Below are 26,340 nucleotides of genomic sequence, written 5' to 3' on the forward strand. Positions count from 1 at the left end.
GTTCTGTCCATGGCGATAGATTTTATTTGGAAAACAAATCTATCGCGACCGTGGCGTTGACATTTTCGTTGTTTTTTATCCACCTTTCAGAGGGGCGATACGCCAACCGTCATACCGCCACAGACATAAAGCGTTTGTCCTGTTACAAAACCGCTCTTATCGGAAAGCATGAAAGAAACAGCTTGAGCGACATCCTCAGGCAAACCGATACGTTTGACGGGAATCGAGTTGATAATCGCTTTTGTGCGCGGTGAATCGTCAGGATTTGCCTTCTGGAACAATTCCGTTTTGATGGGGCCGGGGCCGATAGCATTGGACGTAATACCGAATTTGCCCAGTTCCAAGGCCCAAACTCTTGTCATTCCAATAAGTCCCGCTTTTGTTGCGGCATAGGCCGTGCGCAACTCTTTTCCCAATGCGGCGCGAGATGAAATGTTGACAATCCGGCCGAAGCCCGCTTCTTTCATGGAGGGAACTAACGCTTGCATACATTGCATGGCACAACGCAAATTAAGCGACAGGACGAGATTCAAATCGTCCAATGTTTGGGTTTCTGCACTCGCCGGACGGACGATGCCGACATTGTTGACGAGACGTGTGATGGGACCTTGTGCCAGTGCAGTCTTTAAAGCTTTTTCTGTCTCATCAGGATTGGAAAGGTCGGCAATAATGCCGTCGCCGGTTCTGTCAATAATTACCGGTTCATACCCGTCCTGTATCGAGCGTCGCGCGATGGCAGCACCAATCCCGTTAGCACCGCCGGTTATGAGAACACGTTGTTTCGTTGTCATTTGTTTTTCCTGAGGCTTTAATAATCAAATAGCTTGAAGAAGAAGACATTGCTTGGGTTAAAAAGAGGTCGAACCCTGTTACTGAAAACTCTCCTCGGACAGTGGCGTCAGGTGTGAGGAGGGATGCGATTGCACAGGGTAGATCAAGGAGTGGTGCTGTCAAAAGAAAGCGATGCTTTTTATGGTTGCGTAACCGGTAGGCAAGTGGTGCTAAATTCCATAATTTTCCAATGAGGAGACCGATTTTGAAGAGCCAATAAACATGTAATAGCAAAAGTGCAGAGCTATGCTTTCCTTTTCGTGGCACAAACGCTTCTACAGCATCGTTATTTGCCGCAAGTGCCGCAATTTTTGTTTCGCTTAACCATTCCAGAAGCTTTTCATCGCTTCCATCAAGAACAGATGAACTGTTCTCAAGCTTGTCTTTGTCCGGATTGCGCTTCATTTTTAATACAAGATCGGCAAAGCCGGTATGGAGGCACAAGATGTCGCCCTTTGTCACTTCGATCCCGTCTTTATCCAATATTTCCATAATATCGGAATAGGTAACGAGCTTACGGTCATCTTTGAAATATGCACGTAAATCAAGCCGGGCAGCACGTCCCTGAACGGCCTTGCGTGACATTTTTTCAATGCCCAATGCATGTGCCGATGAAGTACTTGCATTGTCGAAACCGGTCGGAATACCGCTATCCTTTATTTGTTCGGGACCGATAATATTTTTTCCGGCCGCAAATCCGCTATAGTAAAACGGTCGTCTGATACCCTCATCTTGCGTATTGAATAGCGAACCGGTATGCGCCAACCCTTCCCCATGGCTAGTATATTGCAGAAAAAATATAACCATATTGTCACTTGGAATGTCGGACTTTACCGGAACAAGCTTATCCATCTCGCAATGATAATTGACGCGGTTTTGACGTAACGATGGCCGCAAAACAGGTGGCTGACGATCAGGATCAAGTTTTTCACCTTCCGGATAGCCGAAGGGGGGATTTTGTGAAAAACTTGAACCCTTTTTAACTTCGGCTATACCTTCTTTCACTTTTTGCGGCAAAAGATAATTAATATAGTCCGGTTGATCGTCAGGACCAAAATCACCCCGATTGGAACCGTCGGGGCGTTTTTTCCACCTCGATATTGGCATATTTATTTCTTTTTTATTTCTCCCGATAACTATAAAACGTTTTGGGTCGAAAGAGACCAACCGGAGTTGCCAGAATTGTTCGTAAAGCTTTTGGTCAGGCGCGTTCAAACGCGACAGCAATTCCTTGCCCGACACCGATACACATAGTCGCCAGTGCATATCTGCCTTGTGTCAGTTTCAATTGCAAAGCAGCAGTGCCGCCAATACGTGCTCCGGACATACCGAGCGGGTGGCCAAGAGCAATAGCTCCACCATTCGGGTTGACATTTTCGGCGTCGTCTTTGAGTCCGAGATCCCGCAATGTTGCAAGCGCCTGACTGGCAAAAGCTTCATTGAGTTCGATAACGTCGAAATCCTGAGGTGTCAGGCCAAGATGACGGCACAGTTTTTTCGTTGCTGCTGCCGGACCAATTCCCATAATACGCGGTTCAACACCGGCGGTAGCACCTGCTACAATACGTGCAATCGGTTCTAGATTATATTTTTTTACAGCCTTTTCGGATGCGATGATGAGGGCTGCTGCGCCATCATTCACTCCCGATGCATTACCGGCTGTGACTGTAGCACCTTCTCTTTTATTAATGACACGCAAACCCGAAAGAGCTTCCATGCTGGTCGAGCGCGGATGTTCGTCTTTATCGACAATAATCGGGTCACCTTTACGCTGTTTTATTGTAACGGGAATGATTTCCTTGGCGAGGCGGCCGTTCTGTTGGGCTGCGGCAGTCTTCTGCTGGCTGCGCAGTGCGAATTTGTCCTGATCTTCACGTGAAATATTGAAATCAACTGCGACATTGTCGCCTGTTTCCGGCATTGAATCGACGCCATATTGCGCTTTCATCAACGGGTTGACAAAACGCCATCCGATTGTTGTGTCATAAATTTCCGCAGTGCGCGAAAATGCTTTATCGGCTTTCGGCAAGACAAAAGGCGCCCGCGACATGCTTTCTACGCCACCAGCAATTATGAGTTCGGCTTCTCCCGTTTTGATCGCACGGGCAGCAGTCTGGATTGCATCAAGCCCGGAACCGCACAGCCGGTTGATTGTCGCTCCGGATATTGAATAGGGCAGTCCGGCCAGAAGCAATGCCATTCTTGCCACATTGCGGTTATCTTCACCGGCCTGATTGGCGCAGCCCATCAAAACATCATCAACAGCTTCCCAATCAATGGTCTTGTTGCGCTCGACAATTGCTTTGAGAGGCAAAGCTGCCAGATCGTCGGCGCGAACAGAAGCGAGCGCGCCACCAAAACGGCCGATAGGTGTTCTTACATAGTCACAGATAAAAGCTTCGGTCATTTTTCCTCCTCGATAGCTGGTACAACCAGATCTGTTATGGGGCCATCAATATGAAGTTTGGCGCCGGTTATTGCTTGTAAATCATCAAAACTGAGCGAAGCCAATTTTTCGCGTAACACAAAATGCCGGTCGACAATGTCGATGACTGCATGGCTCGTATAGACCCGTGTCACGCAATTGAGACCTGTTAGCGGAAAAGTGCATTTTTCAACGAGTTTCGGATCACCCTTTTTGGTTATGTGTTCTGTGACAACGCAGACCTTCTTGGCGCCATGAACGAGGTCCATTGCACCGCCCACAGCAGGAACGCCTTTCGAGCCGACACGCCAATTGGCGAGATCTCCGTTTTCGGCAACCTGATAAGCACCAAGAATTGCCACATCAAGATGACCGCCCCGCACCATGGCAAAACTGTCGGCATGATGAAAATAACAACCGCCCGGCTTCAAAGTTACAGCTTTTTTGCCCGCATTAATCAAATCCCAGTCTTCTTGACCGGGAAGTGGCGGTTCGCCAAAACCCAGAATTCCGTTTTCAGTATGAAATATGGCTTCATGACCTTCAGGTTGGAAACGGGCAACCATTTCCGGGAAACCGATACCGAGATTGACATAGGCTCCATCTGCAATATCTTGTGCTGCACGCCACGCAATCTGTGCATTGGATAGCTTGATCTTCTCATACATATCCGTGTTCATTTGTAGACAACTCCCGCGTGAATAAGAACTTCTTCCTGAGCCGGATTTGTTACTTCGACAATATCGTCAACAAAAATTCCCGGTGTAATAATATTTTCAGGATCAATATCTCCCGCTTCGACCAATTTTGACACCTGCACAATCGTGTGTTCGGCTGCCATGCACATAAGCGGTCCGAAATTGCGCGCAGCCTTGTGATAGGTCAAATTACCATAACGATCGCCGATATAGGCTTTAACCAGAGCAAAATCGGCCTTCAACCAACGTTCCTGTACGTAAAAACGACCGTCAAATTCTGCGACCGGTTTGCCAACCGCAAGTTCAGTGCCGTAGGATGTAGGCGTGTAAAAAGCGGCGATCCCGGCTCCACCGGCGCGTATACGCTCGGCCAGAGTGCCTTGCGGAACGAGTTCCAATTCAATTTTATGGGCAAGGTACTTTTCAGTGAATGCACGAGGATCACTCGAACGGGGAAAAGAACACACCATCTTCTTCACCATCCCCGCATCAATCATTGCGGCGATGCCGACATAGCCATTACCTGCATTGTTATTGATAACAGTAAGGCCGGTTACTTTTCTGTCGATCAGTGCATGAATAAGTTCGATAGGTGTACCCGCGCCGCCAAAGCCACCGATCATTAAGGTTGCTCCGTCTTTGATCGGTGCTACCGCTTCTTCGACGCTTGGAATAGATTTGTCCATCTTTAGCCTCCCGAAAGATGACATCAGTATGCTGACTTAAAAAATTTATGGTAGAGAGGGAACAAAACGGGACAAAACACAGAGTAACTGCCGACAAACAAATAGATTTAACTTCCGGCAAACAAGATAAATCCCGTTTGCCATTAAACTTCCTGAAAATGCCGATGTCCGAATTCTAGACTCCCACACTACCTCCCATGACTCAAGTTAGGTCTTTTTTATTCCTTGCGTCAATATAAAATGTTCAATAATAGATACTTGTTCATATAGTGTACAAAAGGAAAGCAAATGCATACGCCTGTTAAAACAGATTTTGTTGGCGGATTTGCCAAAGGGTTGAAAGTGATAGAAGCCTTCAATTCGGCTAAGGCACGCCTTTCCATTACCGATGTCGCAACGATTACAGGTTTCGATCGCGCCACAAGCCGTCGTTGCCTTCTCACGCTTTGTACACTCGGTTTTGCAAGACATGATGGAAAATATTTTTCACTCACAGCCAAAATATTACGACTCGGCTATAGTTATCTGTCATCGGCATCTTTGCCGGTTATCATCCAGCCATTTCTCGACAAGCTTTCAGCAAAAATCGGTCACAGCTCGTCTTCATCAATTCTTGATATGACAGAAATTGTCTATATTGCGCGTGCTTCGCAAGTAAAAATCATGTCGGTGAATTTGACTGCCGGAAGCCGTCTACCAGCCTGGTGTTCATCTATGGGGCGGGTATTGCTTGCGGGCTTGCCGAAAGACGAGCGCAAAAGAATATTGGACGCAAGCCATATCGAACCGCGAACAGTAAAAACCTGCACCGACCGAAAAACACTTGAGAAAAAAATAGAAACTGTAGCCGAAAACGGTTTTTGCCTGATAGATCAGGAACTTGAATTAGGATTGTGTTCTATCGCTGTGCCTATAAAAATCGCTTCCGGCAAAGTCGTTGCTGCTTTGAATATCGGTGCGCCTGCTGTTGAAAATTGCTTGCATGAGATGACAACACATTATCTGCCCGAATTGCAAAAAGCAGCTCATGATATTTCCGCACTTATTCCGTTTCGCTGAATAGTTCGGCGCCGGTTTAGATCATATACAGATCATATATTGCATATCTTACGAAGAAATCTTTGTCCCCAAACCGCCCGAAGTTGCACTCTTTTGAACAAAAACCGTAAGCTTATTATTGATCGAATGCCGGTTTTACCAGAAAAGAAACGGCAAAAGGCGCAGCGGATAGGTGGCAAGGCCTGCCTTTTCCGAAAGCTATAAATGCGATAATCACGAAATAAATATCGGTCAAAAATAGCAATCGGGAAAGACATTTTAAAACGAGCAGTTTTCAAAACCCATATTTTTATGAAAACTATTCCCAAGCATCAGCCAGACGTTCGATTTCATAAGAAACGCGACTGATATTGCCTTTATGATCGGCAAGTTCGACACGCCAATGATGCGAAAACTGGTTGACCGATTTTTTCATTGGTATTGTACCGCTCATCAATAATGTTCCGGGGCGCGCAAGACCTGCTTCTTCAAGCTTTTTCAGCCATTCGGAAGGGGAGATAAGAAGACCGGCATTGCCGTCCTGAATGAGCTGTTCTTCCTGGTTGTCTTTGACCCAAGCTTTCAAAGTAAAGTCGGAAAACGAATTTTTGACCTCGCTATAACGCCAGGCAAGATCGCCGATAAAATCCGGTGCGGATTGTTTTGACCAGGCTACACCATGAGCTTCCAATGCGCGATCGGTATGATCGCATGCGGCCATTAACAGATGCTCGTTTTCATTGTTACCGATATAGAGTGCCCATTCGGCTTCACCCGAAGTTTTATCATGCGGAGCCTGATAAAGATGTTCTTGGGAAACGACGTGAGAGCCTAAAGGATAAAGTGTCGGAAATGTTTTCGGGGCAGGGACACCGAGTGCTGCTAGCTCCTCAATATGGTGACGGACTTCTTCGCTATTACATCCGGCATAACCGGCGTTGAATACCCATTTCACGTCAACAGCTCTCAAGCCACTGCCAACGACATATACAACCAGACTTCTCATTCCGTCCTCCGTAAAAAAATAGTAGACTTACTATATATCAATGATGCATATTTATGGTATACCAAATTCATGCAATAACAAGGGGAACTATTAATGAAAAATTTTTCAAAAGAGACGGAACCACCAATAGAGCGCAAAAGTCTTGTTAAAGCATTTGCTGCAAGCCTGAGTGGTACTTCTTTGGAATGGTATGACTTCGCAGTTTACGGAGCCTGCGCGGCTTTGGTGTTCGGCCATTTGTTTTTCCCGAACGGCGATTCACTTGCCGGCACTCTAAAAGCCTTCGGTACTTATGCTGTAGGATATATTTCCCGTCCATTGGGTGGCATATTTTTCGGGCGTCTTGGCGATATTGTCGGGCGCAAAAAAGTATTGGTATGGACGTTATTGTTAATCGGCATCGCCACCTTCATCATCGGACTTTTGCCGACATTCGCCTCTGTCGGTTACCTTGCTCCGATTCTTCTTGTTTTGTTGCGTTTTGCTCAAGGCGTCGGTGTTGGCGGTGAATGGGGAGGTGCTGTTCTTCTCTCCAGCGAATTCAGCAAACCTGAACAAAGAGGTTTTTGGGCATCTGCGGCGCAAGTAGGCCCCCCTTTAGGTAATCTGATGGCAAACGGCGTTCTTGCTATTTTGGCTTTTTTCCTCACCACCGCCCAATTCAACGATTGGGGCTGGAGAATAGCTTTTCTGCTTTCTGCTCTTCTGGTCGTATTCGGTCTATGGGTTCGTTTTTCACTTGAAGAGACCCCTGTCTTCAAAAAACTTGAAGAAAAGAATGAACGCTCGAATGCGCCGGTGTCGGAAGTATTCAAATATGAGAGCAGAGCCCTTTTTGGCGGCATTCTTGCGCGCATCGGGCCTGATGTTCTTTATGCCTGCTTTACGGTTTTTGTACTCGCTTATGCCACACAATATCTGGGAATGCCGCGCTCTGATGCCATCGCATCTGTCACAATTGCTTCGGGTATTCAGGTGTTGTTCATCCCCTTTAGTGGCTGGCTATCGGATAGAATAGAACGACGTGTCATTTATGCTGTCGGTGCGGTTCTTGCGACGATCTGGACATTTGTGTTTTTCTATATGATGGAAGAACCGACCTTTGTTCGCCTCTTCATCGGCGTGACAGGTGCTCTCATTTGCCATTCTTTAATGTATGGCCCGCAGGCTGCATTGATTGCAGAGCAATTTTCTGCACGTCTTCGCTATACGGGGAGTTCACTTGCCTATACATTTGCAGGGATTGTCGGTGGTGCCATCGCGCCTTTATTGCTCGCATGGTTTATATCATTCGATAAAAGCGGTTTTGCCATCTGCCTTTATATAGGCATTGCATGCGTATTGACCTTGATCGGGCTAGCTATGACAAGAAAATCGCACGAATCCTGACAAATAGGTTGAAACAGCACCGGAAGCCAAAACGGCACTGGTCGTTTCAGCCTATTCACCTTTTCGATAAATATGATGGGCGTTATCAGGCAAAAAACGATAAAGCTCTATCAAACGAGATATTGGCGTGTCTGCTCAAGATGTTCGAGAATGGCTTTCTTGGCTTTCCGGACATCTTTGGCGACAAGTGCATCAACGATGCGTTGATGTTCTTTCAGGACTTCAGTTCTTCTTTTCGCAGTTTTGCGGATGGCTCTTACACCAAAGGTTACATAGCGGGCACGTAGCAACTCGTACATCTGGTTTAACACAATGTTACCGGTTGCTTCAATCAAAGCACAATGAAAGGCACGATCATGTTCGATAAAGTCGATATAAGGGTCATCAAGCGCCATATGTTTTTGAAATTCCAATTCCTTCATCATGGCAGGCGTCGGGTCGATATTTTGCGAGATACAATATTCTGCACTCCAGCATTCGACAACGCCACGCACCTGAAACAGGTCATTGACTTGCTGCATATTCGGTGGTGCGACAAACGCACCGCGATTGGGCTTCAGATCAATCAGATCTTCACTGGCAAGCATCATGAAAGCTTCCCGTACAGGCGTGCGGGAAATACCCAAACTATCGGCAATTTCTCTTTCATTCAGGAAAGTACCAACGAAAGACGGATTGGTCAAAATAGTATTGCGTATGTGTGAATAGGCGCGTTCGCGACCTGAAGATTTCTTGTTCATAATGCTACATTATTTATTTTTACCAAACGAATATATGAAATCACAATATTGATAAGTATAGGGAGAATTCAAATGGGTGAAAACATAAAAATTGGATTGGCACAAATAAGAAGTGGTACTGACAAACAAAAAAATAACGCCGAAATTATTAGAATGATCGAACAGGCGGCCACTCGAAAAGTCGACATACTGGTTTTCCCGGAAGCAGCCCAGGTTTCCTTTGAAGCGGATTTGAAGGATGAGGCAGAACCGCTTGAGGGGCCTTTTGCAACATTGATCCGCTCTTATGCTGCTAAATTTGATATGATGATTGTTGCAGGCATGTTTGAACCGGCAAATGACGGACGCATTCGCAATAAGTTGATTATTACCGGAAAAAACACTGAAGCCACTTATCAGAAAGTCCATTTATATGACGCATTCGGCTCACGTGAATCGGACCTCGTTGAAGCGGGAAGTGATTACCTTGTTCTCGATACAGTATTCGGCAAGATCGGTTTTGCGATTTGTTATGATTTGCGGTTTGCCGACCAGTTTACCGCAATGGGGAAGAAAGGTGCAAAATTGATTATCGTTCCGGCCTCCTGGGGAGATGGTCCTGGAAAAGCAGGGCAGTGGGATTTGTTGGTTCGCGCCCGCGCTGCCGATTCTGAAGCCTGGCTTGTAGCCTGCGATCAGGCTTGGCAACCGCCAAAAGGAACAGCACCGCTGGGTATCGGACTAAGTTCTATTGTCGACCCGACAGGAAATGTGCGGGCACGTCTGGCGAGCGAAGCCGAGCTTTTGGTCTTCGACATCGATTTGGGAAATGTGGAAGCTATTCGCGCCCGTATTCCGATATTATGATAACCCGATATTCGGGTAACAAAAAATTATTCTGAAAAGATATTAAAGTGTTGCGCCGCTTCTCCGGAAGAGGTTCCGTAAAACACAAAATCGGGCAATGGTGAACTCCCGTCATGCCCGATTTTTCATTGGATTTTCATTTCAATTCGGTCGCAAAGCTGTCAAGCGGATATTCTTTTTTGACAATGCCTTTTTTATAAAGATAGGCGCCGTAAGAAATATATTTTTCTTTGTCGAGGTGGAGCGGATTTTCGCTGAATAAGGGAACTGTTTCCATCCATATCTTTTTATTGAGATCGGTATCGAGTTCCTTATATTTTTTTGCAAAATTGTCCCATGTTTCCTGTGGGTGAGCCTTCAAATATTGCTGGCCTTCATGAACAGCTTCAAGGAATTTTTTATAAGTGTCGTGTTTTTTGAGATCATTTTTGGCAACAAAAATCAGTTCGTCATAAGGGGGAATGCCGTAGTCCTCAACCTTCATAATAACAGGCTCTATTCCCTGTTCACGTAGTTCATTGCCTTCCACATTACGATAACCGCCAATGACAGCATCAACCTGTTTTGACATCAGCCCGCTTACAAGGTTGAAATTGACGTTTACAAGCTCGACATCCTTTATCGTGAGCCCCTGATTTTCCAACATGGTTCCCAAGATCACCGGTTCAATACTGCTCACAGAAAAACCGACTTTTTTGCCTTTGAGATCGGCCGGTGTTTTGATTCCGCTATCGGGAAGCGCCAAAACAGTATTGAGCGGCGTTTCAATGAGTGTTCCTATACGTGTCAGAGGCAATTCTTCATCTTGAAAAATGTAGAGTTGCTGTTGGTAGGATAAAGCAATATCGGCTTTGTCGGATGCAACCAGACGCGGTCCGATATTGGGGTCGGAGGGGGTGACGATTTCGACATCAAGTCCGCGTTTTTCAAAACTGCCAATCTGTTCGGCAACAATTAAAGGCGCATGATCGGGATTAAGATACCAATCAAGAACAACTGTAAGTTTATCATTTGCTTTTGAGCCGAAAACGCCGAGAAAAATGATGATGATGGAGAATAATATTTTTTTTAACACGTTTCCTCCGGAAATATAAAGAAAAGAAAAATCAATTTTGTTGTGATTTTTTATCCCAGTAGATAACATATTTCAATATGATGTCGGTGATATACCATAAAATCATTGCGATAATGGAAAGTATAAATATTGCGGCAAAGCATGTCGGCGTCTGCATGCGGGCATTGGCGTTCAACATAATATAGCCGAGCCCGCCGGATGACCCCACCCATTCACCGATAATCGCACCAATCGGAGCAATGGCGGCGGCGACACGCACACCGGAACCAAGCGCGGGCAGTGCTGCCACAAGCCTGATATGGACAAGTTGCGACAAGGGAGATGCTCCCATGGTTCTTGCAAGATCAAGGTAACCCGCATTTGTGCGCCGCAAACCGTCAAAAAAGGCTGTTGTAACAGGAAAAAATATAACCAGTATTGCGGCGATAATTTTCGAGAGGATTCCGTAGCCGAACCATAGAACCAGAATGGGGGCGAGGGCGAAAACCGGTATTGACTGGCTTACAATCAGAACCGGCATCAACCATTTTTGCAATGTTTTGGAAAACATTAAAAGAAGTGCCAGAGCAGCACCGGACAAAATTCCCAATACAAAGCCGATGACAATTTCGACAATTGTAATCAAAGAATTTTCCAGAAGATATTGGCGTCCGTTCCAAAGTGATTGTGCGACAACAAGGGGGGAAGGCAATATGTATTTTTTGAGGTCAAAAATAATGGCAATTGCCCACCATAATGCGAGAATGCCGAAGAAAACCACAAGACCATGAAGGAAAAATGCAATTTTTTTATTGAAGCGGTTCGGCAAATCATATCCCCTTTAAAAAATGCATCAATTCGGTTTCACTTTTTATGCGGTTTTTGTCATCATAATTTCGCGGTGCTTCACCTTCAACAATGATAGCGGGCAGGAAAATTGCCGGCTGACCTTTCAGAACCAGTATACGCCGACATAATCGTGCGGCTTCCGATGGATCATGGGTAACAAGCAATACAGTTTTAGTTTTAAGAAGATCGAATGCAAGTTCCTGTATGGTGGCGCGAGTAACCGCGTCAAGTGCCGAAAAAGGTTCGTCCATTAATACAACGGGCTTGTCTTCATACAATGTACGGGCAATAGCCACCCTTTGGCGCATACCACCCGATAAAGTTTCGGGAAGCTGCTCTTTGACCGACAAAAGACCGACCTTTTCCAGTAATTCTTCGGCTTTTTTGTAATCTTTCTTCTCATGGCGCAATCTTGCTCCAAGGCAGACATTCTCTATCACCTTGAGCCAGGGAAATAATAAATCCTGTTGCGCCATATAGGTTATACGACCATGAAGACTGTTACCGTCGGAACCTGAGATTTGTCCGCTATCGGGGGTAACCAGCCCCGCAATGATTTTCAGAAGCGTGGTTTTGCCAATTCCACTTTGTCCCAAAAGCCCGACAAATTCACCGGCAGGAATATCAAAATCGAGCGATTGAAAAACCGGTTTTCCTTCATAATTTAGAGAAATGTTTCGACCTTTGATACCCAATAAGGGAGAAGAACTTGTCATTGATGAATGATCCTGAAATGAAGCTGTTCCGGCATTATCGAAATTCGAGTAAAAAGCAATTCTTTGCTATTACCGGCAAAGCAGTTTGAAGCAAAAAGACGGTTTCTTCTCCGTGAAATGAGGTGGTTACAGGGCGGCAAAGAACATGACCTGTTAAGTTACGCTAATCAAGCTATTTTTTTACCACAAATCAATAAGAAATCACCCTTAAAAACAATTTCAGGTTGTCTCGAACTGCAAGAAAATGAACGGTTGACGACAAAATGAAATGAGGCTCGTCAAATAAAATAGGTCATTATCTCCAGTTTGGAAAAATTATTCGGGGTCATGCCGCTTCAAGGCTTCAATGAATAACTGGAAAGCAACCGGATGATGACGACGATTGGGATAATAGAGATAATACCCCGGAAACGGTAAACAATATTTTTCAAGAACGCGGATGAGCCTTCCCTGTCTCATAAATTCCTCGACTTCCCGTTCAGGAATATAAGCAAGTCCGGAACCGTCAAGAACAGCTTCCACAATGTGCGGATAGGTGTTGAAAATGAGCTGTCCTTTCGGGCGTATATTCACTGCTCCGTTTTCGTCATCAAGCTCCCACGGATAAAGTCCGCCGGATGTCGGAACCCGCAAATTGATGCAATTCTGCTCCATCAGATCATGCAAGTTTTCCGGTTTTTTATGTGTTTCAAAATAACTCGGCGCCCCGACAATTGCCATACGCATAGGCGCACCGATCGGAATGGCAATCATGTCTTTGGCGAGATGTTCGCCTATACGGATACCTGCATCAAAACGTTCTTCGATAATATCGGTAAGACCATAATTGATATTGATCTCCACTTCAATTTTCGGATATTTCCGTAAAAAAGGCTGCAATTTCGGTCGCAAAATATAGGAAGCGGGATAATCGACCGTAGTGATGCGGATTTTTCCTTTCGGCTCTTCGGCGGCATTGGTGATGAGATCAAGCTTTTCATCCATTGTCTCGATGAGTGGCGAAAGCTCTTCTATCAGCCGCTCGCCAGCAGTCGTTGTGGAAACATTGCGTGTTGTCCGCGTGAGAAGACGAATTCCCAAACGCTCTTCAAGACCACGCATGGCATGGCTTAACGCCGATTGCGAGACACCCAGTTTGCTTGCTGCACGGGTAAAACTTTTTTCTCGTGCAACCACGAAAAAAGACATGAGATCATGGATGTTTTCTCTTAGCATTTTTTGAGCAAAATCCGTTATTGGTAATTACCTTCATTATATCATGTTTATTCATGAATTGAATTCATAGAGACATGCAGAAATTTTCTCTTAATTTATGCGCATCATGGCTTTTAAATAGCAGAATGAAATGAGGCGGCAGTTCGTCCGGTAAGCTTTGAACGATTGTCATTGAGAGTGTCATTCGGGCATCATTCAAGCCGGTTATTCGGGTTTCGTTAAAAATGCCGGAGGTGTTTTAAGGGTTCGTTGCGGTGAACCGGCAAGAACCGGATTGACGGGGTGATAAATCCATTATGCCGGTTGGGGAGATTTGAAAATGTGTGAAGCGTGTGGAAATTCTAATCACAAAATCCAAGAGACATTGCCGCGACGCAAATTTTTGAAAGAAAGCGGCGCGTCTGTTCTTGCAGCCGGTGCAATGATGGGGACAAGTGCGGCCGCAAAGGCAGCTCCTTCAGAAGGCAAGATGGTTATTGGCAAGGAGCCTTTTGAAACCCGTGCCTATGCAGCGAAAAGTGCGACGTCCGGTTTTTCGCCCATCACCATCACACGACGGGCATTAAGGCCGGATGATGTTCTTCTCGATATTCTTTATGTCGGAATTTGCCATTCCGATATTCATGCTGTTCATTCGGACTGGAGCGCCGCTCATTATCCTATCGTGCCCGGACATGAAATCGTCGGCCGCGTTCTTGCGGTTGGTTCAAAAGTCACGAAATTCAAAGTCGGCGATATTGGCGGGGTGGGTTGCATGGTGGATTCGTGCGGCACATGCGAAAATTGCCTTGATGACCGCGAACAGAACTGCCTGAACGGGACGACTTTTACCTATGATTCAACGGACAAGATAAGCGGTGGTTATACCTTTGGCGGCTATAGCGACCGCATGGTTGTAAACGAGCGTTTTGTCATTCATATTCCAGCCCAAGTGCATCTTGCCGCTTACGCGCCTTTGCTTTGTGCCGGTGTGACCACCTTTTCCCCAATGCGTCATTGGAAATTGCAAAAAGACCAAAAAATAGCAATTGTTGGACTTGGTGGTCTTGGACATATGGCCTTGAAACTTGCCCATTCCATGCGTGCCGATGTCACTGTATTCACGACAACAGAAGGAAAGATTGCCGATGCCAAACGTTTGGGCGCAAGTGCTGCATTTTTGTGGAGTGACAAAAATGCTTTCGAGCGCCTTACCAATCATTTCGATTTGATGATTTCGACAGTACCGGTTTCATATCCGATGCAGCCTTTCATGAATATGCTCAGACTTGACGCGACACTCGTCAATGTGGGGGCGCTTGGAGAATTGACAGGCGGTTTGAGTGGTATGGCCAATGGTTTTGGCCGAAAAAGCCTTGCGGGTTCGATGATTGGTGGCATTGCCGAAACTCAGGAAGTGATTGATTATTGTGCGGCACGCCATATTGAGGCTGATATAGAACTTATCAAACCCGATGAAATTGATCGCGCTTATGAACGGGTAATAGCCAAGGATGTGCGCTACCGGTTTGTTATCGACTTTGCATCAGGTAAATCCGCATGAAATCGGCGCTCAAACTTCATCGACGACGATTTCTAAAGGCGACTTTAATTTCCGCCGGTACGTTAACTTATTTTTCACAAAACGTTTTTGCAAAATTACAGGAAAAAACAATGTTGACACTTGAACAAAAAAGACTTGTTCCCGTTGCTGCTTTTGCAGCCGAAGGAAATATTGATGGATTGAGAAATGCTTTGGCGCAAGCACTTGATGACAAGGTTGCGATCAACGCAATCAAGGAAGTTCTGGTTCAGACTTATGCATATGCGGGGTTTCCAAGAAGTCTCAATGCACTTTCCGCATTGATGGATGTAGTCAATAAAAGACGTGAAGCGGGTAAAAAAGATGAACAGGGTAAAGATGCCACGCCCGTTCACACAGATAAAACGATGGTGGAGGTCGGTACAGAAATCCAGACAAAACTGGTTGGGCAACCGGTGACAGGCCCGCTTTTTGAATTTGCTCCCGCAATTGACCAATTTTTGAAAAGTCACCTTTTTGGCGATATTTTTGTGCGTGACAATCTTGATTATGAAACAAGAGAAGTTGCGACAATTGCTATGCTTGCGGCACTTCAAGGCGCGCAGTCGCAATTGAAATCACATTATCAGATGGGTACAAATACCGGTCTTGAAAAACAGGATTTGAAGGAAATTGTTACCATTCTCGAAACGAAGGTCGGTCCGGAAGTTGGAAAACGCGCAAGCGAAGTGCTTGATAGCTTTCTGAATGGTTGAACTTTTTGGTGATCGTGTTTTTCAAGAGGCTGAATGATGAGTGAATGGACAAAGAGCGAGCTTGCGGTGATTGATGCAGCCGATGATCTCAAAATGGCTCCCTATCATGAGGATTTTAAGACAACGGGCACGCCTGTGTGGATATGGGAAGTGGTTGTTGATGGCGGCCTTTATGTGCGTGCCTATAGCGGCACGTCTTCGCGCTGGTATCAGGCTGCAATCAAACAAAAAAGCGGAAAAATTATCGTGTCCGGAAAGATGGAATCTGTTCATTATGAAGCCGTCAAAGATCCGGCGCTTCTTGATAGAATTGATGAGGCTTATCACAAAAAATATGATCCAAGTCCCTATGTCGGACCGATGGTGGGCGAGAGAGCGAAAGCAGCAACAATCAAAATCATAAAAGCCTGATGGCTCATTGTTGGTTATCGTTTTTCAAAACAGCAACATGAAAGTTTTACATAAAAGGCCGACAGTTCGGGAGCTGTCGGCCTTCTCATAAAGATACTGTTTTAAAAAGCACGCACTGACTTGATTTGAAAATATCAAAGCCGGTTGCGCTTTTTCACTTTTTCACTTTTTTACTTTTTTACGGGCAAGTGACTCAGAATTCGAGTTTGTCACCTTCAAGCGGAATAATAACCGATTGTCCGATACCTGCTTTATCGACATAAGAGCGAAGTTCTTTCCGGCTTAAAACAGCGTGGTTGCAGGCTTCCATATGGATAGCAACAAGCTTTGATTGCGGGGCGATTTTATGGGCGTGAACGACATCCTCCTTGCCCATAATAATTGAACCGAAGCCTTGAAGCTGTGCGTCACCTGCATGAAGAACAACAACTTCCGGCTTATATTGTTTTAAATTGTTCTCGACAGCATCAATCCATATTGTATCGCCTGCAAAATAAAGCGTTGGTTCATTCGGTGCTTGAAAAATAAAGCCGGTGGCATGGCCTAAGACTTCACCAACCTCTCGGTTTTTGAAAGCTTCATTGCTTCCGTGCTGGCATAAAGTTTTGGTTACATGAATGCCGTTTTCATAATCAAGTTTTTGCGGCAAAACGGCAAGATTTTTGAAACCCTGACTCCCAAGAAATTCTTTATCCTTTTCATTCTGGACGAATATTTTCTGTTCTTTGTCTATAAGTCCTGTCGCAACCTCGTCCCAATGGTCAGGATGGGTGTGACTTAAAAAAACGGCGTCAACATTTTTGATAATGTCTTTGGCATCAAAAGGCAGTTCAACGCGCGGAAACCGCCGCTCGCTATGAACTGTACCGGGAAGTCCGGGATAACGATCTTTTTCTGCCAGCATCGGATCAATGAGAATGTGTTTTCCGGCGTAATCAAGAATAACCGTTGCGTTACGAATGAATGTGAATTTCATGGTTCAAACCTCTTCAATTTCTTGAAGTTTATGTAAGCACGCTTTTTCTGAATAGAAACTGGCCTGATGGTCAAAAACCATTCATATCGGGCCAAATGTTAGAGAAGTTTTTGGCCGGAATAAAAACGACCGGTTAAATTGAAAACGTCTGGCGCCATTTTGTTGGAGTGACTTTGAACGCGTCAATAAAGCTGCGGCGGAATGATTGGGTAGAGGGAAACCCGGCAAGTTGTGCAATTTCCTCAATAGAAAGTTTTGTTGTTTCCAATGCGTGTCTCGAAAAATGCAGCCTTTCATGGTTAAGCCATTCCATTGGTGAACGGCCGGTTGCCTGATGAAAGCGGCGGGTAAATGTGCGTCGGCTCATACCGACATTCTTGGCCATAGCATCAAGAGAATAGGAAGAAGCGAGGTTTTTTCTGATTGTTTCAAGCAGTGAATTTATGCGCTGGTCACTTGTCGATATTGGAACAGGGGTGGCAAGATATTGAGCTTGACCGCCCTCGCGATGCGGTGGCGTCACAATCATACGCGCAGCATGATTGGCAACAGCGCCACCGTAATTTTTGCGAATAAGGTGAAGACAACAATCAATACCCGCAGCAGTACCGGCGGATGTGATGATGTTACCATCTTCGACATAAAGGGCATTAAAATCGACTTCCGTATCAGGAAACTGTTCGGCAAACTGTTTTTCATAGGCCCAGTGCGTTGCAGCTTTTTTCCCCTTCAAAAGCCCGCTAAAGGCCAGAACATAAGTGCCGAGACAAAGCCCCATAATGATTTTATTTTTTCGCACTTCATTGTTTAGACTTGTCTTCAGGTCAGAAGAGATCGGTTGTTCAGTATCCGGCCAATAGGGAATGACGATTATATCGGCGTCATCAAGGCTTTTTAGATCGTGTTCGACTTTTATCGAGAAAGCATCCTGACCTTCGACAATTCCGGTTTTTTCTGAAAACAGAATGGGCTTATAATAGGTTCTGTCCGGCATGGCTGCACCGAAGGCCATGACCGGAACAGAAATGTGAAACGGGCTGAAATTTGCCATGACATATATGGCTACAGTTTTCGGTGTCCGGTTCAAAGTTGCATTTTGACCGGCATCCATGTTGTGCAAGCCTTGTGATAACCGGTCCATTTTTTCAAACAGACCTTGCAATGGTTGTTACAATCTTGTCGAACGTCTCGTCATCAAGCCACGGACTATTCGATATGGTCAACATTCTCGCCGCAAAATCGCGGGCATTAGGGGTTGAAAAACGCATATTGAAATGCGGTTCAAGATAGGAATAATCCGCTAAAGCATGAACAAACAGGCGTGTCACGCCATAGGGTGAAGGCCACAACGTTTGAAGTGCTTTGTCCCGTGCTTCTCCGGTTTTAAAAAGCACCATAATAAATGGCCAAATAGCCCCTTCATCATCAATGCCTTTGACAACCTTGATTGAGGGAATTTTTGCAAGCTTGTTGATGCGAAGTTGCGCCTGTTTTTTTATGTCAACCAAAAAGGGTTTGAGCCTTGAAGCTGCGTTGGCACCTCTCTTCATTCTGAAACGGCTCACAAGATGAACGGGAATATCGTCATCAAAAACATCACCGACCGCTTCCTCTATATTGCCGGCTGCAAGCTCCTTGCGCCTCGGCATGCCATAAGCGAGTGATAAAAGCCGTGGACGATAGGCGATAGAATATCCCAACAATTCGCTTATGCGTTTAAGTTCAAAGAAAATGCGGGGTTTTACTATTTTTTGGTGGGTTTCCTTTAATGACTGCCGGATTTCATCATTGGACGATGTCAAAAGGCCGCCCTCATAAAGGGTAAGCCCCTTTCCGACGGCAAGGCTGAAAAAAGCAATATCACCCGATTTTCCGGCTGCCGAACCGAGCGCCTGTGCCCCGTCTTCAATGACATAAGCGCCTTTTTTATGAGCCATTTGAATGCATTGTTCAACATCTGCCAATTGGCCGCCAATATGGGTCGGAATAACAGCCAGTGTTTTTTCGTCGATCAGCTTGTCGAGGCAATCAAAATCGAAATCGAAACTGTTTTTTGCTGTATCGCAGAGTTTTATTGTCAAATTGCAATGGGCAATGGCAAGCACAACGAGAGGGCAATTATAAGCCGGTATGATAACGTCTCTACGCCCTTCGTTCTTGGGCATATTTGCCAGAGTTTGAAGGGCAACAATAAGCGAAGCCGTGCCTGAACATTCCAGAATGAGCGGCGGCAAATCGAATAAGTCGCTTAAATTGGGGCAGAGTTCTTTTTTTGTTGGCAACCAATCATGCCAAACCATAGGGAGACCGGCGGTTGGTGGAATTTCGCCTTGTCTCTTCATTGTTATGATTTCTCGTTTTCTTTTTTGATGACATCACGTTCGGCAAATGCAAGGCAGACAATACCCGCAACAATAAACAGCGCACCGGCAAAATGTGCCAATGAAATTGTTTCGCCGAATATCAGTACGGAAGCAATCATGACGGTGACTACTTCGAGATGCGACGCCGCAAATGCCGGACCGACAGGCGCGCGTCTTAAAAGAGTCATCCATGTGAAGAATGCCCCGACATAACCGAGGATAGCAAAATAAACAAAAGGATGGGAAAAAATACGGTATAACCATCCGATACTTGCTTCCAATGGCAGGGCGGCTGTTGCCGAAAGCTTGAAGCTGATCTGTCCGAGCGTGTCGAACATCATCAAAAAGAAAAAGCCCAGAATATAGAAGCGACGCATTAAAAAGCTCCCACAATAGCAACACCTATGGCAACAAAGCTGATGCCGAGAACCCGCATAGAGGTGAGTTTTTCATCAAAAAACAGCCGCCCCAATACCATGATAACAATGATATTGATTGATCCGAGCAATATACCTTCCGAAAGCGGAACCAATGTCAAAAATGCCATCCATAGCAAAAATTCGGCGACATAGGCTATAATACCAAGCCATAATAAGGGTTGGCGGAAAAGCGCTAGCCAATATTGAAAAAGCGATTGCGGTTTGTTTTCCTCGTCCGGTTCTGTGGCTGCACCTTTGAAGGCAAGCTGGCCGACAGTGTCACAAACAATATTTCCAAACCACACCAGAAAAATCAGCCAACTCATTGTCAGGCAATCTCGCGAATAAACGGGTTTACAGCAGGGGGTACCAATTGATCTTTAGTGCATAAGGCACCAAAGAAGTTGGCACTTTCCTGAATGACTTTTTTACGGTCGCGGTCAATTGTTATCATATGGTAGCTGTTCTCCAACGGTATCATCTTGACAGGGCCTGAAACCGAACGGGCAACAAGTCCCGAATTTGTTTCCATATTGGCAATGTCATCGTGGTTTGAATGCATGATAAGGCAGGGAGCTTTTATATCATGCAATTGCGCCCCGGTTTGTTTTGCAAGTTCTTGCATCTCGGCAAGCGAACCGAGCGGATTTCCCGCAAGTCCACCTTTGGCACTGTCGCCCGAAAGCATACTTTCGGAAACGGTTTTGCGTATACGCTCGTCTTTCAAACCATAAGGCGGCCGTTCGATAAACACACTTTTCTGGAAAATGCCGAGCGCTTTGAACCATTTCAACAAAAAGACAGACCGCTGGATATAACGCGGGATCGACCAGCCGTCATAAACAAATGTCGGACCATATACGCCGACACCTTTTACATTTTCGGGATGATCGGCGGTGTATTTGAGTGCCAGAACCGCGCCCATAGAAAGCCCGCCGACAAACATTGTATCAACATGTTCCAAAAGCCGATCTGCCGCACGTATGACGCTATCATACCAATCATGCCAGCTTGTTGCGAGCAGATCATTTTCATCACCGCAGTGGCCTGCAAGCTGCATCCCGTAGACAGTAAAACCGTGCTTATGCAAACCTTTGCCCAGAATTTGCATTTCGGCCGGTGTGCCTGTCAAACCATGAATGAGAAGAACGCCAGCCCGACCACCTTTATAGAAAAAGCTGACATCGGTAATCATGAAGCCACCCTTTCGCGGGCTTTTTCCGGCCGTTGCAATTTGTGCCAGATTTGCATAATTTCGGCGAAGTTATCGACCTTGATGTGGTCAATGCTGTTTGCCGCACAATAATCGGCAAGTTTTCCTTTGGCGAGTACAAGATCGGCTTTTCCGGCCGCGCAAAAATCCGACGTACCATCGCCGATATAAAGGGTAAATCCGTTACCCGCATTGGCAAAATGGCGGCATTTGCAATTGCCAGCCGGGCAAGCAACATTTTTGTAGGGAAATTGTAACTGCCAATTGTCATTACCGGCATAAAGAAGACGGTTTGCGAAAACCTTGACGTTTTCGAGACCATAACGTTTCAAAATAGTGCGGATGCTATAATCAAGCCCGTCGCTTAAAATGGCAATATCGACACCTTGTTCGTCAAGCAAGCGGACAAAATCCGGAAAAGCGGGATCGATTTTCATTTCATCAAGACATTTTTTAAGCTCGGCAGGCGAGGCCTTGATAAGTGCAATCTGCCTCATCATGCATTCACGTGCACCGATTTTGCCCGAAAGCCAATCCTGTTCAATTGATTCCCAGTTCGGAGATGCAAATCTTTCCAGAAGAACATCTGTCACGTCATTATCGGCAATCGTGCCGTCGAAATCGACAAAGACACGGGAAAATATGGAACCCTGTGAGAATACGGGAGCGCTCAAAGCTTGAAAAGCATTCGGGAACGTTCTTGTCATATTCGTCTTAATCTCCAATAGAAGCCATAAACCGGAATTAGGTCAGCTTGATACATAGCGACCTTTTACCTATAAACAATAGAGACGAATATGCGTTCTTTGTTGCATTTCTGTAACCGAAAAGAAAAACCTGCATGAACAAAAAAATTCTTATAATAGAAGATGATACAAGACTTGCCGAACTCGTTGCCAATTATTTGAAGCGACAGAACTATGATGTCGAGGTGCATCCTCGCGGCGATACAGCCGAAGAGGCCATCAAGCAATTGCTGCCTGATCTCGTTATTCTTGATGTCATGCTGCCCGGAAAATCCGGTTTCGATGTTTGCCGTGATGTGCGTCCTTTCTATAAAGGCCCGATATTGATTATGACGGCAAGCGAGGACGATATTGACGAAATTATCGGGTTGGAACTCGGTGCTGACGATTATATGTCAAAGCCGGTCGAACCACGCCGTTTGCTTGCCCATATAAGGGCACTTCTAAGGCGCAAAGAAAGCGAAACTGTCGACGAAAACCATCCTGAAAGCGAAGCATCACCTTCGTCGCGCACCAAACTTGTTTTCGGCAATCTTGTCATCGACAAGGAAAACCGCGCGGTGCTGATTGATAATAAACCGGTTGATTTAACTACAGCCGAATTTGATCTTTTATGGCTTCTTGCAAGCCATGCCGGACAGATATTATCACGCGACGATATATTGAATGCTTTACGTGGTATCGAGTTTGACGGGCTTGATCGGTCGATTGATGCACGTATTTCAAGGCTTCGCCGCCGACTGGGTGATGACCTTGAAAACCCGCGTTTTATCAAAACAGTGCGCGCCAAAGGGTATCTTTTTTTGCAATGGGAAGGCGAATGAGAAAATAGGCTGAAGCCGTAATCAAAACCGGGGAGCCAAGCCTTACAAGAAAGATAGCAGGAAGAAGCAAACAAAAAGGCATAAAATCTGCCAATGATTTAACCTAAAATCTGCCAGTGATTTAAAAAGCGGATAATCGGGCTATATTTTTCGAGAAAGCTAAGCAGAAATGCGTGAAAAATGCGAATGACGGCAATAATGGGTGAAATGCTATGACGAACGAAGAACACGATGGATTGCAGAAAAGTCGTCGTCGAATGGTTATCATCCGCTCGATCAGTGTGCTTGTCATTTTGTTCTTTTTGCAAGGTGGCGTCGCCTATGGCACGTTACAATTGTTCCTTGCTTTGCCTGCCAACTGGACCGGCATTATTGACGACGCGGATATAGAACGCGATGCCCATCAGGGCACTGTCTATATGATTGATCGTGCGATCGCGAGCGAGCCGTTAAAAAAGCCGTCGGATGTGCTTCAAGAATTGCAGCCGCATTTTCACTTTCGACTCACTTACATCGAAAAACCTGACCATTTTTCCGACGAGGTTCAGGAACAATTCAAATCTTATGACCTCGCTTATGATGATGAAGACGACCATATCTATGCAAAACTGCAATCGGGTGGCTATTTGAAACTCGGTCCGCTGATTACAACAGATATTAACGATGCCAATGCCAGCGCAATTTTTGTTCTTCTGGCACTGCTTACAATTGTCAACGCAGTGCTGTTTTTTGCCATTTTATATTTTGCTTTTTCCACATTGTGGCGCGAGGCGCGAGCCATCAGATTGACAGCCAATGCGTTAGGCGAAGGAAACCTGACTGCACGGGTTCCGAAAATTCGCAGCGAACCGTTAAAAATGATCGGCCATGTTATCAATGATATGGCAACCCGTCTTGAACTTCTCGTCGGTCATAGCCGTACCATGATGCATGCGATGGCGCATGAATTCCGTACACCTCTTGCCCGATTGCGCTTCGGCTTGAGCATGTTGGAAGATTCCGATCCGGAAGAAAAAAAGAAGCTTTACGCAGGAATTGACAAGGATATAGACGAGCTTGAACAATTGATTAAAATATCGCTCGATTATTTCCGCATGAACAACAAAAATATGCCGACAAAGCTTGAAAATGTCCATATCAAGCGTTGGGCAGAAAATATCATTGATGATCTGTCATTGTTGAAGCCTAAAGGATTTGAAGTCAGTTATAATATTGCCAATGTGGATAGTTCCATTGATCCGAAATTGGCTGCAATGGCGTTTCGCAATATCATTCTGAACGCTTTCAAATATGCCCGTTCAAAGGTTTATATCCATGTTTATAAACAGGATGATGCGCTGATTTTTGAATTTGATGATGATGGCCCGGGCGTGGCAGAAAGCGCCAGAGAGGAAATATTTTCGCCTTTTTTCCGGCTTGATAATGATAAATCCGGCTCACATGAGGGATATGGTGTCGGCCTTTCTTTCGTGCGTGCTATTGCAGAACTCCACCATGGTTCGGCTTTTGTCCTTTCAAGCCGCCTGGGGGGCGCACGTTTTGTCATGCGCTTCGGGCTTTAGCGCGGGCGCCTGAAAAATATGCGTTTTAAAGATAAGCGGAAAGCGTTTCGATGAGCTTGCTATTCAACTCATGCTGTTCTTTTTGCCACTTTGTAACGAGTTCGTCGGAAACGGTTGTTTGACCGTCAAGTTTACTCAAAAGACTTTTCCAGAAACTGTGATAAGTGTAATTGGAAACTTCTCCGGTAATATCACAGGCTTCAAGTCGGGAACCGATATTGGTGATAAGGTCGGTCAAATGCCGCGGTTCCATCTCGCCCTGATCCCAATTGGTATGAATAAATTGCGGCGAAAGCGCATCCTTGTCGATTGACAGATAGACGGGAAGATTTTCCTTATAAATGCTGCTGATAAAGGCCGACATCATGTCATCGACATTAGCAAATGTCTGGAAAGCATTTTTCAAGCCCAGAATATTTGCCCAGCTCACATCCACTTTTGTCGACCAATAGGTCAATTTGCCGGACATAAGCGGCTTCAAGCGGTTTTCGACGGCATGTTTGACACCAATATCGCCGGAGGTAATGCCGACGACGTGAACATGGTCGACAAATGGCAAAGAAGCAGCATGACTGATCCATGAACCGCAATGGATACCGAAAGGATAACGCATATTGTCGGGATGGTTATCAATCACAATGAGCGTTAAAGGTTCTTGTTTGATATGTTTGTGACAATGTTTTATCAACAATTGGCTGACATGGTGATAATCGCCACTTCCAAGAAAAACCGGTCCATAAGTTTCCGGCATCTGTTTTTCAAGTTCCATTTCGAGCTTACGAAAATTGGAAAAAGTCGTAGCGTAACGGATACGGTCTTGCCACCCGCTTAAATCGATATTGATCGAATTGTCGAATGTTCCCACACTATTGTCAAAATCGAGGATAACCGGATTTTTCATCAGTTTTGGTCTCCTTGAAGTTCAAGATGGGCGTCACTCTCGAAATGATGCCGGAAGTGTTTCAATATCGCTCGCAACAAAGGATTGCGAATATAGACGGCATGGCGTGTATAAACGAATTTTGCGCCAAGATAGGCTTTGATTTCAGGATCGGTCCAACCGGCAACATAATATTTGAAGCCATTGAGGCGGGCATATTCAAGATTGAAAAACCAGCTTATGAAATAGAGATTATTGTCGGTTGCAAGCGGGTAATCGAAGCCGATATATTTATCGACAAGCATGTTTTTATAGGCAAAACAAATATTGTAACCGATGAGCTTGCCACTTTTTTTATAGACAACAACCCGCAGGCTTTCGTCGCCCGTATGTAACAAATCGTAGAAAAACTCTTCGCTCAAAAGATCGAAATGGATTTCGCTCTGTTGAAAGACCTGTAAATAAAGCTGGTAGAAGTGTTTTATCACCTCGTCACTTTGAAGATAAGGCGAGTTGGCGGTTAAAACATCAATTTCCAGATTTTCCATGGCACGGAGTTTCCGGCGAAAATCCTTGCGGCGATTTTTAGAAAAACGGGAAAGAAAATCATCCTGTGAAGAATAATCGACCGGTACATAGGCAAGCGCTTGACCGGAAACAGAAATAAAGCCCGCCTGTTCCAATTGTTGGAGAAAATCCGCAGTTTTTCTCGCGTCTTCATCGGATATAAGAGGCGAAGGGGAGGGCAAGTCTTTGACAATGACAAGCGGGTAATTTTTGCCTTCTTTTTCTTTCAAGAAAAGCGCCGCTTGAGTTGCATCAAAAGGCGTGGGCAAAGGCGAAAATTCCGAGACAGTTGTGCCGACAAATAGTGTTTTATACTTCAACAACCGTGACCAGAATTTATAGAGCGGTATTTTTTTCAAACGCTTTTGATCTTCATTATCCATTGTTGTTGTGAGATCAAAAAGAGCTGAAAAAACCGGAAGTCCGACCTCGGAAATATCAGCCTTGAAATCAACAGGCGGGTGGCGCAAAAAATCGCTTAAAAGATAATCCGGTTCAAGCTTGTTTGACCAGGCTTTAATGGCGTTGTCTATCTCTTTTCGATTTCCCATATTTCACCGGTTTGTCTGTCAAATTTCTTGAAAGAATCGGATTGAAATTCGCTTGTGC

The 26,340-nt window shown here is 45.3% G+C and carries 28 protein-coding genes; 8 read left to right on the top strand and 20 right to left on the bottom strand.

From position 1 onward, the window contains the following. Nucleotides 1–86: 86 nt before the first annotated feature. The 5 genes from GQS64_RS03380 to GQS64_RS03400 form a co-directional block, all read right to left on the bottom strand. On the bottom strand, nt 87–791 hold the full coding sequence (locus GQS64_RS03380) for an SDR family oxidoreductase (protein ID WP_198230625.1): 705 nt from the start codon (nt 789–791) through the stop codon (nt 87–89). Beyond that, on the bottom strand, nt 751–1,938 hold the full coding sequence (locus tag GQS64_RS03385; protein WP_198230626.1) for a cyclase family protein: 1,188 nt from the start codon (nt 1,936–1,938) through the stop codon (nt 751–753). Before GQS64_RS03385 ends, GQS64_RS03380 begins: the two co-directional genes overlap by 41 nt. Before the next feature lie 94 nt (nt 1,939–2,032). Continuing rightward, nucleotides 2,033–3,238 (bottom strand): 3-oxoadipyl-CoA thiolase, encoded by a 1,206-nt coding sequence (gene pcaF / locus GQS64_RS03390; protein ID WP_198230627.1) that lies wholly within the window; start codon nt 3,236–3,238, stop codon nt 2,033–2,035. Further along, nucleotides 3,235–3,936 carry a 3-oxoacid CoA-transferase subunit B gene (locus GQS64_RS03395; RefSeq protein ID WP_077990846.1) on the bottom strand — a complete coding sequence of 234 codons (702 nt, stop codon included), beginning with the start codon at nt 3,934–3,936 and terminating at the stop codon, nt 3,235–3,237. Before GQS64_RS03395 ends, pcaF begins: the two co-directional genes overlap by 4 nt. After that, entirely contained in the window at nt 3,933–4,640 is a 708-nt protein-coding gene (locus tag GQS64_RS03400) for a 3-oxoacid CoA-transferase subunit A (protein ID WP_077990848.1), read from the bottom strand. The genes GQS64_RS03395 and GQS64_RS03400 overlap by 4 nt, the downstream gene beginning before the upstream one ends. 288 nt (nt 4,641–4,928) lie before the next feature. On the opposite strand from GQS64_RS03400, the gene GQS64_RS03405 reads away from it, so the two are divergent. Continuing rightward, nucleotides 4,929–5,699, top strand: a complete 771-nt coding sequence (locus tag GQS64_RS03405; RefSeq protein WP_198230628.1) for an IclR family transcriptional regulator domain-containing protein — start codon at nt 4,929–4,931, stop codon at nt 5,697–5,699. 298 nt (nt 5,700–5,997) lie between these two features. Here the strand turns inward: GQS64_RS03405 and GQS64_RS03410 are convergent, their stop codons facing one another. After that, nucleotides 5,998–6,684, bottom strand: a complete 687-nt coding sequence (locus GQS64_RS03410; protein WP_077990852.1) for a DUF2848 family protein — start codon at nt 6,682–6,684, stop codon at nt 5,998–6,000. Between the two features lie 93 nt (nt 6,685–6,777). Here GQS64_RS03410 and GQS64_RS03415 point away from each other — a divergent pair, with 93 nt between their 5' ends. Next, nucleotides 6,778–8,073 carry an MFS transporter gene (locus tag GQS64_RS03415; RefSeq protein WP_198230629.1) on the top strand — a complete coding sequence of 432 codons (1,296 nt, stop codon included), beginning with the start codon at nt 6,778–6,780 and terminating at the stop codon, nt 8,071–8,073. A gap of 110 nt (nt 8,074–8,183) precedes the next feature. Here the strand turns inward: GQS64_RS03415 and GQS64_RS03420 are convergent, their stop codons facing one another. Then, on the bottom strand, nt 8,184–8,813 hold the full coding sequence (locus tag GQS64_RS03420; protein WP_198230630.1) for a GntR family transcriptional regulator: 630 nt from the start codon (nt 8,811–8,813) through the stop codon (nt 8,184–8,186). Nucleotides 8,814–8,885: 72 nt separating this feature from the next. On the opposite strand from GQS64_RS03420, the gene GQS64_RS03425 reads away from it, so the two are divergent. Next, complete coding sequence (locus GQS64_RS03425; RefSeq protein ID WP_198230631.1) at nt 8,886–9,659, top strand: nitrilase-related carbon-nitrogen hydrolase; 774 nt, start codon at nt 8,886–8,888, stop codon at nt 9,657–9,659. Between the two features lie 136 nt (nt 9,660–9,795). Here GQS64_RS03425 and GQS64_RS03430 read toward each other — a convergent pair whose 3' ends face one another. From GQS64_RS03430 to GQS64_RS03445, 4 genes are all read right to left on the bottom strand, one after another. Further along, the gene (locus GQS64_RS03430) at nt 9,796–10,734 is read right to left on the bottom strand and encodes an ABC transporter substrate-binding protein (RefSeq protein ID WP_369805200.1); all 939 of its coding nucleotides are present in this window, start codon (nt 10,732–10,734) and stop codon (nt 9,796–9,798) included. 31 nt (nt 10,735–10,765) lie between these two features. Then, a complete protein-coding gene (locus tag GQS64_RS03435) occupies nt 10,766–11,542 on the bottom strand; it encodes an ABC transporter permease (RefSeq protein WP_210329425.1) in 777 nt (258 codons plus the stop codon). A 1-nt stretch (nt 11,543) separates the two neighbouring features. Next, nucleotides 11,544–12,278 carry an ABC transporter ATP-binding protein gene (locus GQS64_RS03440; protein ID WP_198230633.1) on the bottom strand — a complete coding sequence of 245 codons (735 nt, stop codon included), beginning with the start codon at nt 12,276–12,278 and terminating at the stop codon, nt 11,544–11,546. Between the two features lie 315 nt (nt 12,279–12,593). Beyond that, nucleotides 12,594–13,493, bottom strand: coding sequence for a LysR family transcriptional regulator (locus GQS64_RS03445; RefSeq protein WP_198230634.1), 900 nt, complete (start codon nt 13,491–13,493; stop codon nt 12,594–12,596). A gap of 364 nt (nt 13,494–13,857) precedes the next feature. Between GQS64_RS03445 and GQS64_RS03450 the strand changes: the two genes are divergently transcribed. From GQS64_RS03450 to GQS64_RS03460, 3 genes are read left to right on the top strand one after another with little or no spacing between them, the layout of a single operon-like run. Further along, nucleotides 13,858–15,036, top strand: a complete 1,179-nt coding sequence (locus GQS64_RS03450; protein WP_246791210.1) for an NAD(P)-dependent alcohol dehydrogenase — start codon at nt 13,858–13,860, stop codon at nt 15,034–15,036. Continuing rightward, the gene (locus GQS64_RS03455) at nt 15,033–15,770 is read left to right on the top strand and encodes a carboxymuconolactone decarboxylase family protein (RefSeq protein WP_256435136.1); all 738 of its coding nucleotides are present in this window, start codon (nt 15,033–15,035) and stop codon (nt 15,768–15,770) included. The genes GQS64_RS03450 and GQS64_RS03455 overlap by 4 nt, the downstream gene beginning before the upstream one ends. Before the next feature lie 36 nt (nt 15,771–15,806). Next, nucleotides 15,807–16,181, top strand: coding sequence for a DUF2255 family protein (locus GQS64_RS03460; RefSeq protein ID WP_198230882.1), 375 nt, complete (start codon nt 15,807–15,809; stop codon nt 16,179–16,181). A 193-nt stretch (nt 16,182–16,374) separates the two neighbouring features. Here the strand turns inward: GQS64_RS03460 and GQS64_RS03465 are convergent, their stop codons facing one another. The 7 genes from GQS64_RS03465 to GQS64_RS03495 all read right to left on the bottom strand — a co-directional run bounded on the left by GQS64_RS03465 (nt 16,375) and on the right by GQS64_RS03495 (nt 21,859). Continuing rightward, nucleotides 16,375–17,157, bottom strand: a complete 783-nt coding sequence (locus GQS64_RS03465) for an MBL fold metallo-hydrolase (protein ID WP_198230637.1) — start codon at nt 17,155–17,157, stop codon at nt 16,375–16,377. Between the two features lie 133 nt (nt 17,158–17,290). Next, on the bottom strand, nt 17,291–18,268 hold the full coding sequence (locus tag GQS64_RS03470) for a GlxA family transcriptional regulator (protein ID WP_198230638.1): 978 nt from the start codon (nt 18,266–18,268) through the stop codon (nt 17,291–17,293). A 34-nt stretch (nt 18,269–18,302) separates the two neighbouring features. Continuing rightward, on the bottom strand, nt 18,303–19,499 hold the full coding sequence (locus tag GQS64_RS03475; protein ID WP_198230639.1) for an aminotransferase class V-fold PLP-dependent enzyme: 1,197 nt from the start codon (nt 19,497–19,499) through the stop codon (nt 18,303–18,305). A 2-nt stretch (nt 19,500–19,501) separates the two neighbouring features. Then, on the bottom strand, nt 19,502–19,897 hold the full coding sequence (locus GQS64_RS03480; protein WP_077990875.1) for a DMT family transporter: 396 nt from the start codon (nt 19,895–19,897) through the stop codon (nt 19,502–19,504). Further along, nucleotides 19,897–20,265 (bottom strand): EamA family transporter, encoded by a 369-nt coding sequence (locus tag GQS64_RS03485; RefSeq protein WP_077990876.1) that lies wholly within the window; start codon nt 20,263–20,265, stop codon nt 19,897–19,899. The genes GQS64_RS03480 and GQS64_RS03485 overlap by 1 nt, the downstream gene beginning before the upstream one ends. A 2-nt stretch (nt 20,266–20,267) precedes the next feature. Continuing rightward, nucleotides 20,268–21,134, bottom strand: coding sequence for an alpha/beta hydrolase (locus GQS64_RS03490; protein ID WP_198230640.1), 867 nt, complete (start codon nt 21,132–21,134; stop codon nt 20,268–20,270). Further along, a complete protein-coding gene (locus GQS64_RS03495; protein WP_198230641.1) occupies nt 21,131–21,859 on the bottom strand; it encodes an MtnX-like HAD-IB family phosphatase in 729 nt (242 codons plus the stop codon). The genes GQS64_RS03490 and GQS64_RS03495 overlap by 4 nt, the downstream gene beginning before the upstream one ends. Nucleotides 21,860–21,993: 134 nt before the next feature. On the opposite strand from GQS64_RS03495, the gene GQS64_RS03500 reads away from it, so the two are divergent. Together GQS64_RS03500 and GQS64_RS03505 are read left to right on the top strand one after the other, a co-directional pair. Then, a complete protein-coding gene (locus tag GQS64_RS03500) occupies nt 21,994–22,722 on the top strand; it encodes a response regulator (protein WP_077990894.1) in 729 nt (242 codons plus the stop codon). A gap of 212 nt (nt 22,723–22,934) precedes the next feature. Continuing rightward, nucleotides 22,935–24,284: an ATP-binding protein gene (locus tag GQS64_RS03505; protein ID WP_198230642.1), complete on the top strand. Its 1,350-nt coding sequence runs from the start codon at nt 22,935–22,937 to the stop codon at nt 24,282–24,284. Nucleotides 24,285–24,309: 25 nt separating this feature from the next. On the opposite strand, the gene GQS64_RS03510 is transcribed toward GQS64_RS03505, so the two are convergent. Together GQS64_RS03510 and GQS64_RS03515 are read right to left on the bottom strand one after the other, a co-directional pair. Then, nucleotides 24,310–25,185, bottom strand: coding sequence for an arginase family protein (locus GQS64_RS03510; protein WP_198230643.1), 876 nt, complete (start codon nt 25,183–25,185; stop codon nt 24,310–24,312). Next, a complete protein-coding gene (locus tag GQS64_RS03515) occupies nt 25,185–26,282 on the bottom strand; it encodes a GNAT family N-acetyltransferase (protein ID WP_198230644.1) in 1,098 nt (365 codons plus the stop codon). The genes GQS64_RS03510 and GQS64_RS03515 overlap by 1 nt, the downstream gene beginning before the upstream one ends. Nucleotides 26,283–26,340 lie beyond the last annotated feature (58 nt).

Source organism: Bartonella sp. P0282 (assembly GCF_048452985.1).
In the GTDB taxonomy this organism is placed as follows: Bacteria; Pseudomonadota; Alphaproteobacteria; order Rhizobiales; family Rhizobiaceae; genus Bartonella; species Bartonella choladocola.

What these genes read in the sequence shown, in the direction of transcription:
- GQS64_RS03420 (WP_198230630.1), bottom strand. Translation starts at nt 8,813, where the DNA reads ATGAACAAGAAATCTTCAGGTCGCGAACGCGCCTATTCACACATACGC.
- GQS64_RS03490 (WP_198230640.1), bottom strand. Translation starts at nt 21,134, where the DNA reads ATGATTACCGATGTCAGCTTTTTCTATAAAGGTGGTCGGGCTGGCGTT.
- GQS64_RS03405 (WP_198230628.1), top strand. Translation starts at nt 4,929, where the DNA reads ATGCATACGCCTGTTAAAACAGATTTTGTTGGCGGATTTGCCAAAGGG.
- GQS64_RS03425 (WP_198230631.1), top strand. Translation starts at nt 8,886, where the DNA reads ATGGGTGAAAACATAAAAATTGGATTGGCACAAATAAGAAGTGGTACT.
- GQS64_RS03475 (WP_198230639.1), bottom strand. Translation starts at nt 19,499, where the DNA reads ATGAAGAGACAAGGCGAAATTCCACCAACCGCCGGTCTCCCTATGGTT.
- GQS64_RS03410 (WP_077990852.1), bottom strand. Translation starts at nt 6,684, where the DNA reads ATGAGAAGTCTGGTTGTATATGTCGTTGGCAGTGGCTTGAGAGCTGTT.
- GQS64_RS03380 (WP_198230625.1), bottom strand. Translation starts at nt 791, where the DNA reads ATGACAACGAAACAACGTGTTCTCATAACCGGCGGTGCTAACGGGATT.
- GQS64_RS03460 (WP_198230882.1), top strand. Translation starts at nt 15,807, where the DNA reads ATGAGTGAATGGACAAAGAGCGAGCTTGCGGTGATTGATGCAGCCGAT.
- GQS64_RS03505 (WP_198230642.1), top strand. Translation starts at nt 22,935, where the DNA reads ATGACGAACGAAGAACACGATGGATTGCAGAAAAGTCGTCGTCGAATG.
- GQS64_RS03510 (WP_198230643.1), bottom strand. Translation starts at nt 25,185, where the DNA reads ATGAAAAATCCGGTTATCCTCGATTTTGACAATAGTGTGGGAACATTC.
- GQS64_RS03400 (WP_077990848.1), bottom strand. Translation starts at nt 4,640, where the DNA reads ATGGACAAATCTATTCCAAGCGTCGAAGAAGCGGTAGCACCGATCAAA.
- GQS64_RS03415 (WP_198230629.1), top strand. Translation starts at nt 6,778, where the DNA reads ATGAAAAATTTTTCAAAAGAGACGGAACCACCAATAGAGCGCAAAAGT.
- pcaF (WP_198230627.1), bottom strand. Translation starts at nt 3,238, where the DNA reads ATGACCGAAGCTTTTATCTGTGACTATGTAAGAACACCTATCGGCCGT.
- GQS64_RS03470 (WP_198230638.1), bottom strand. Translation starts at nt 18,268, where the DNA reads ATGGATGCCGGTCAAAATGCAACTTTGAACCGGACACCGAAAACTGTA.
- GQS64_RS03455 (WP_256435136.1), top strand. Translation starts at nt 15,033, where the DNA reads ATGAAATCGGCGCTCAAACTTCATCGACGACGATTTCTAAAGGCGACT.
- GQS64_RS03385 (WP_198230626.1), bottom strand. Translation starts at nt 1,938, where the DNA reads ATGCCAATATCGAGGTGGAAAAAACGCCCCGACGGTTCCAATCGGGGT.
- GQS64_RS03500 (WP_077990894.1), top strand. Translation starts at nt 21,994, where the DNA reads ATGAACAAAAAAATTCTTATAATAGAAGATGATACAAGACTTGCCGAA.
- GQS64_RS03445 (WP_198230634.1), bottom strand. Translation starts at nt 13,493, where the DNA reads ATGCTAAGAGAAAACATCCATGATCTCATGTCTTTTTTCGTGGTTGCA.
- GQS64_RS03515 (WP_198230644.1), bottom strand. Translation starts at nt 26,282, where the DNA reads ATGGGAAATCGAAAAGAGATAGACAACGCCATTAAAGCCTGGTCAAAC.
- GQS64_RS03395 (WP_077990846.1), bottom strand. Translation starts at nt 3,936, where the DNA reads ATGAACACGGATATGTATGAGAAGATCAAGCTATCCAATGCACAGATT.
- GQS64_RS03440 (WP_198230633.1), bottom strand. Translation starts at nt 12,278, where the DNA reads ATGACAAGTTCTTCTCCCTTATTGGGTATCAAAGGTCGAAACATTTCT.
- GQS64_RS03485 (WP_077990876.1), bottom strand. Translation starts at nt 20,265, where the DNA reads ATGAGTTGGCTGATTTTTCTGGTGTGGTTTGGAAATATTGTTTGTGAC.
- GQS64_RS03480 (WP_077990875.1), bottom strand. Translation starts at nt 19,897, where the DNA reads ATGCGTCGCTTCTATATTCTGGGCTTTTTCTTTTTGATGATGTTCGAC.
- GQS64_RS03495 (WP_198230641.1), bottom strand. Translation starts at nt 21,859, where the DNA reads ATGACAAGAACGTTCCCGAATGCTTTTCAAGCTTTGAGCGCTCCCGTA.
- GQS64_RS03465 (WP_198230637.1), bottom strand. Translation starts at nt 17,157, where the DNA reads ATGAAATTCACATTCATTCGTAACGCAACGGTTATTCTTGATTACGCC.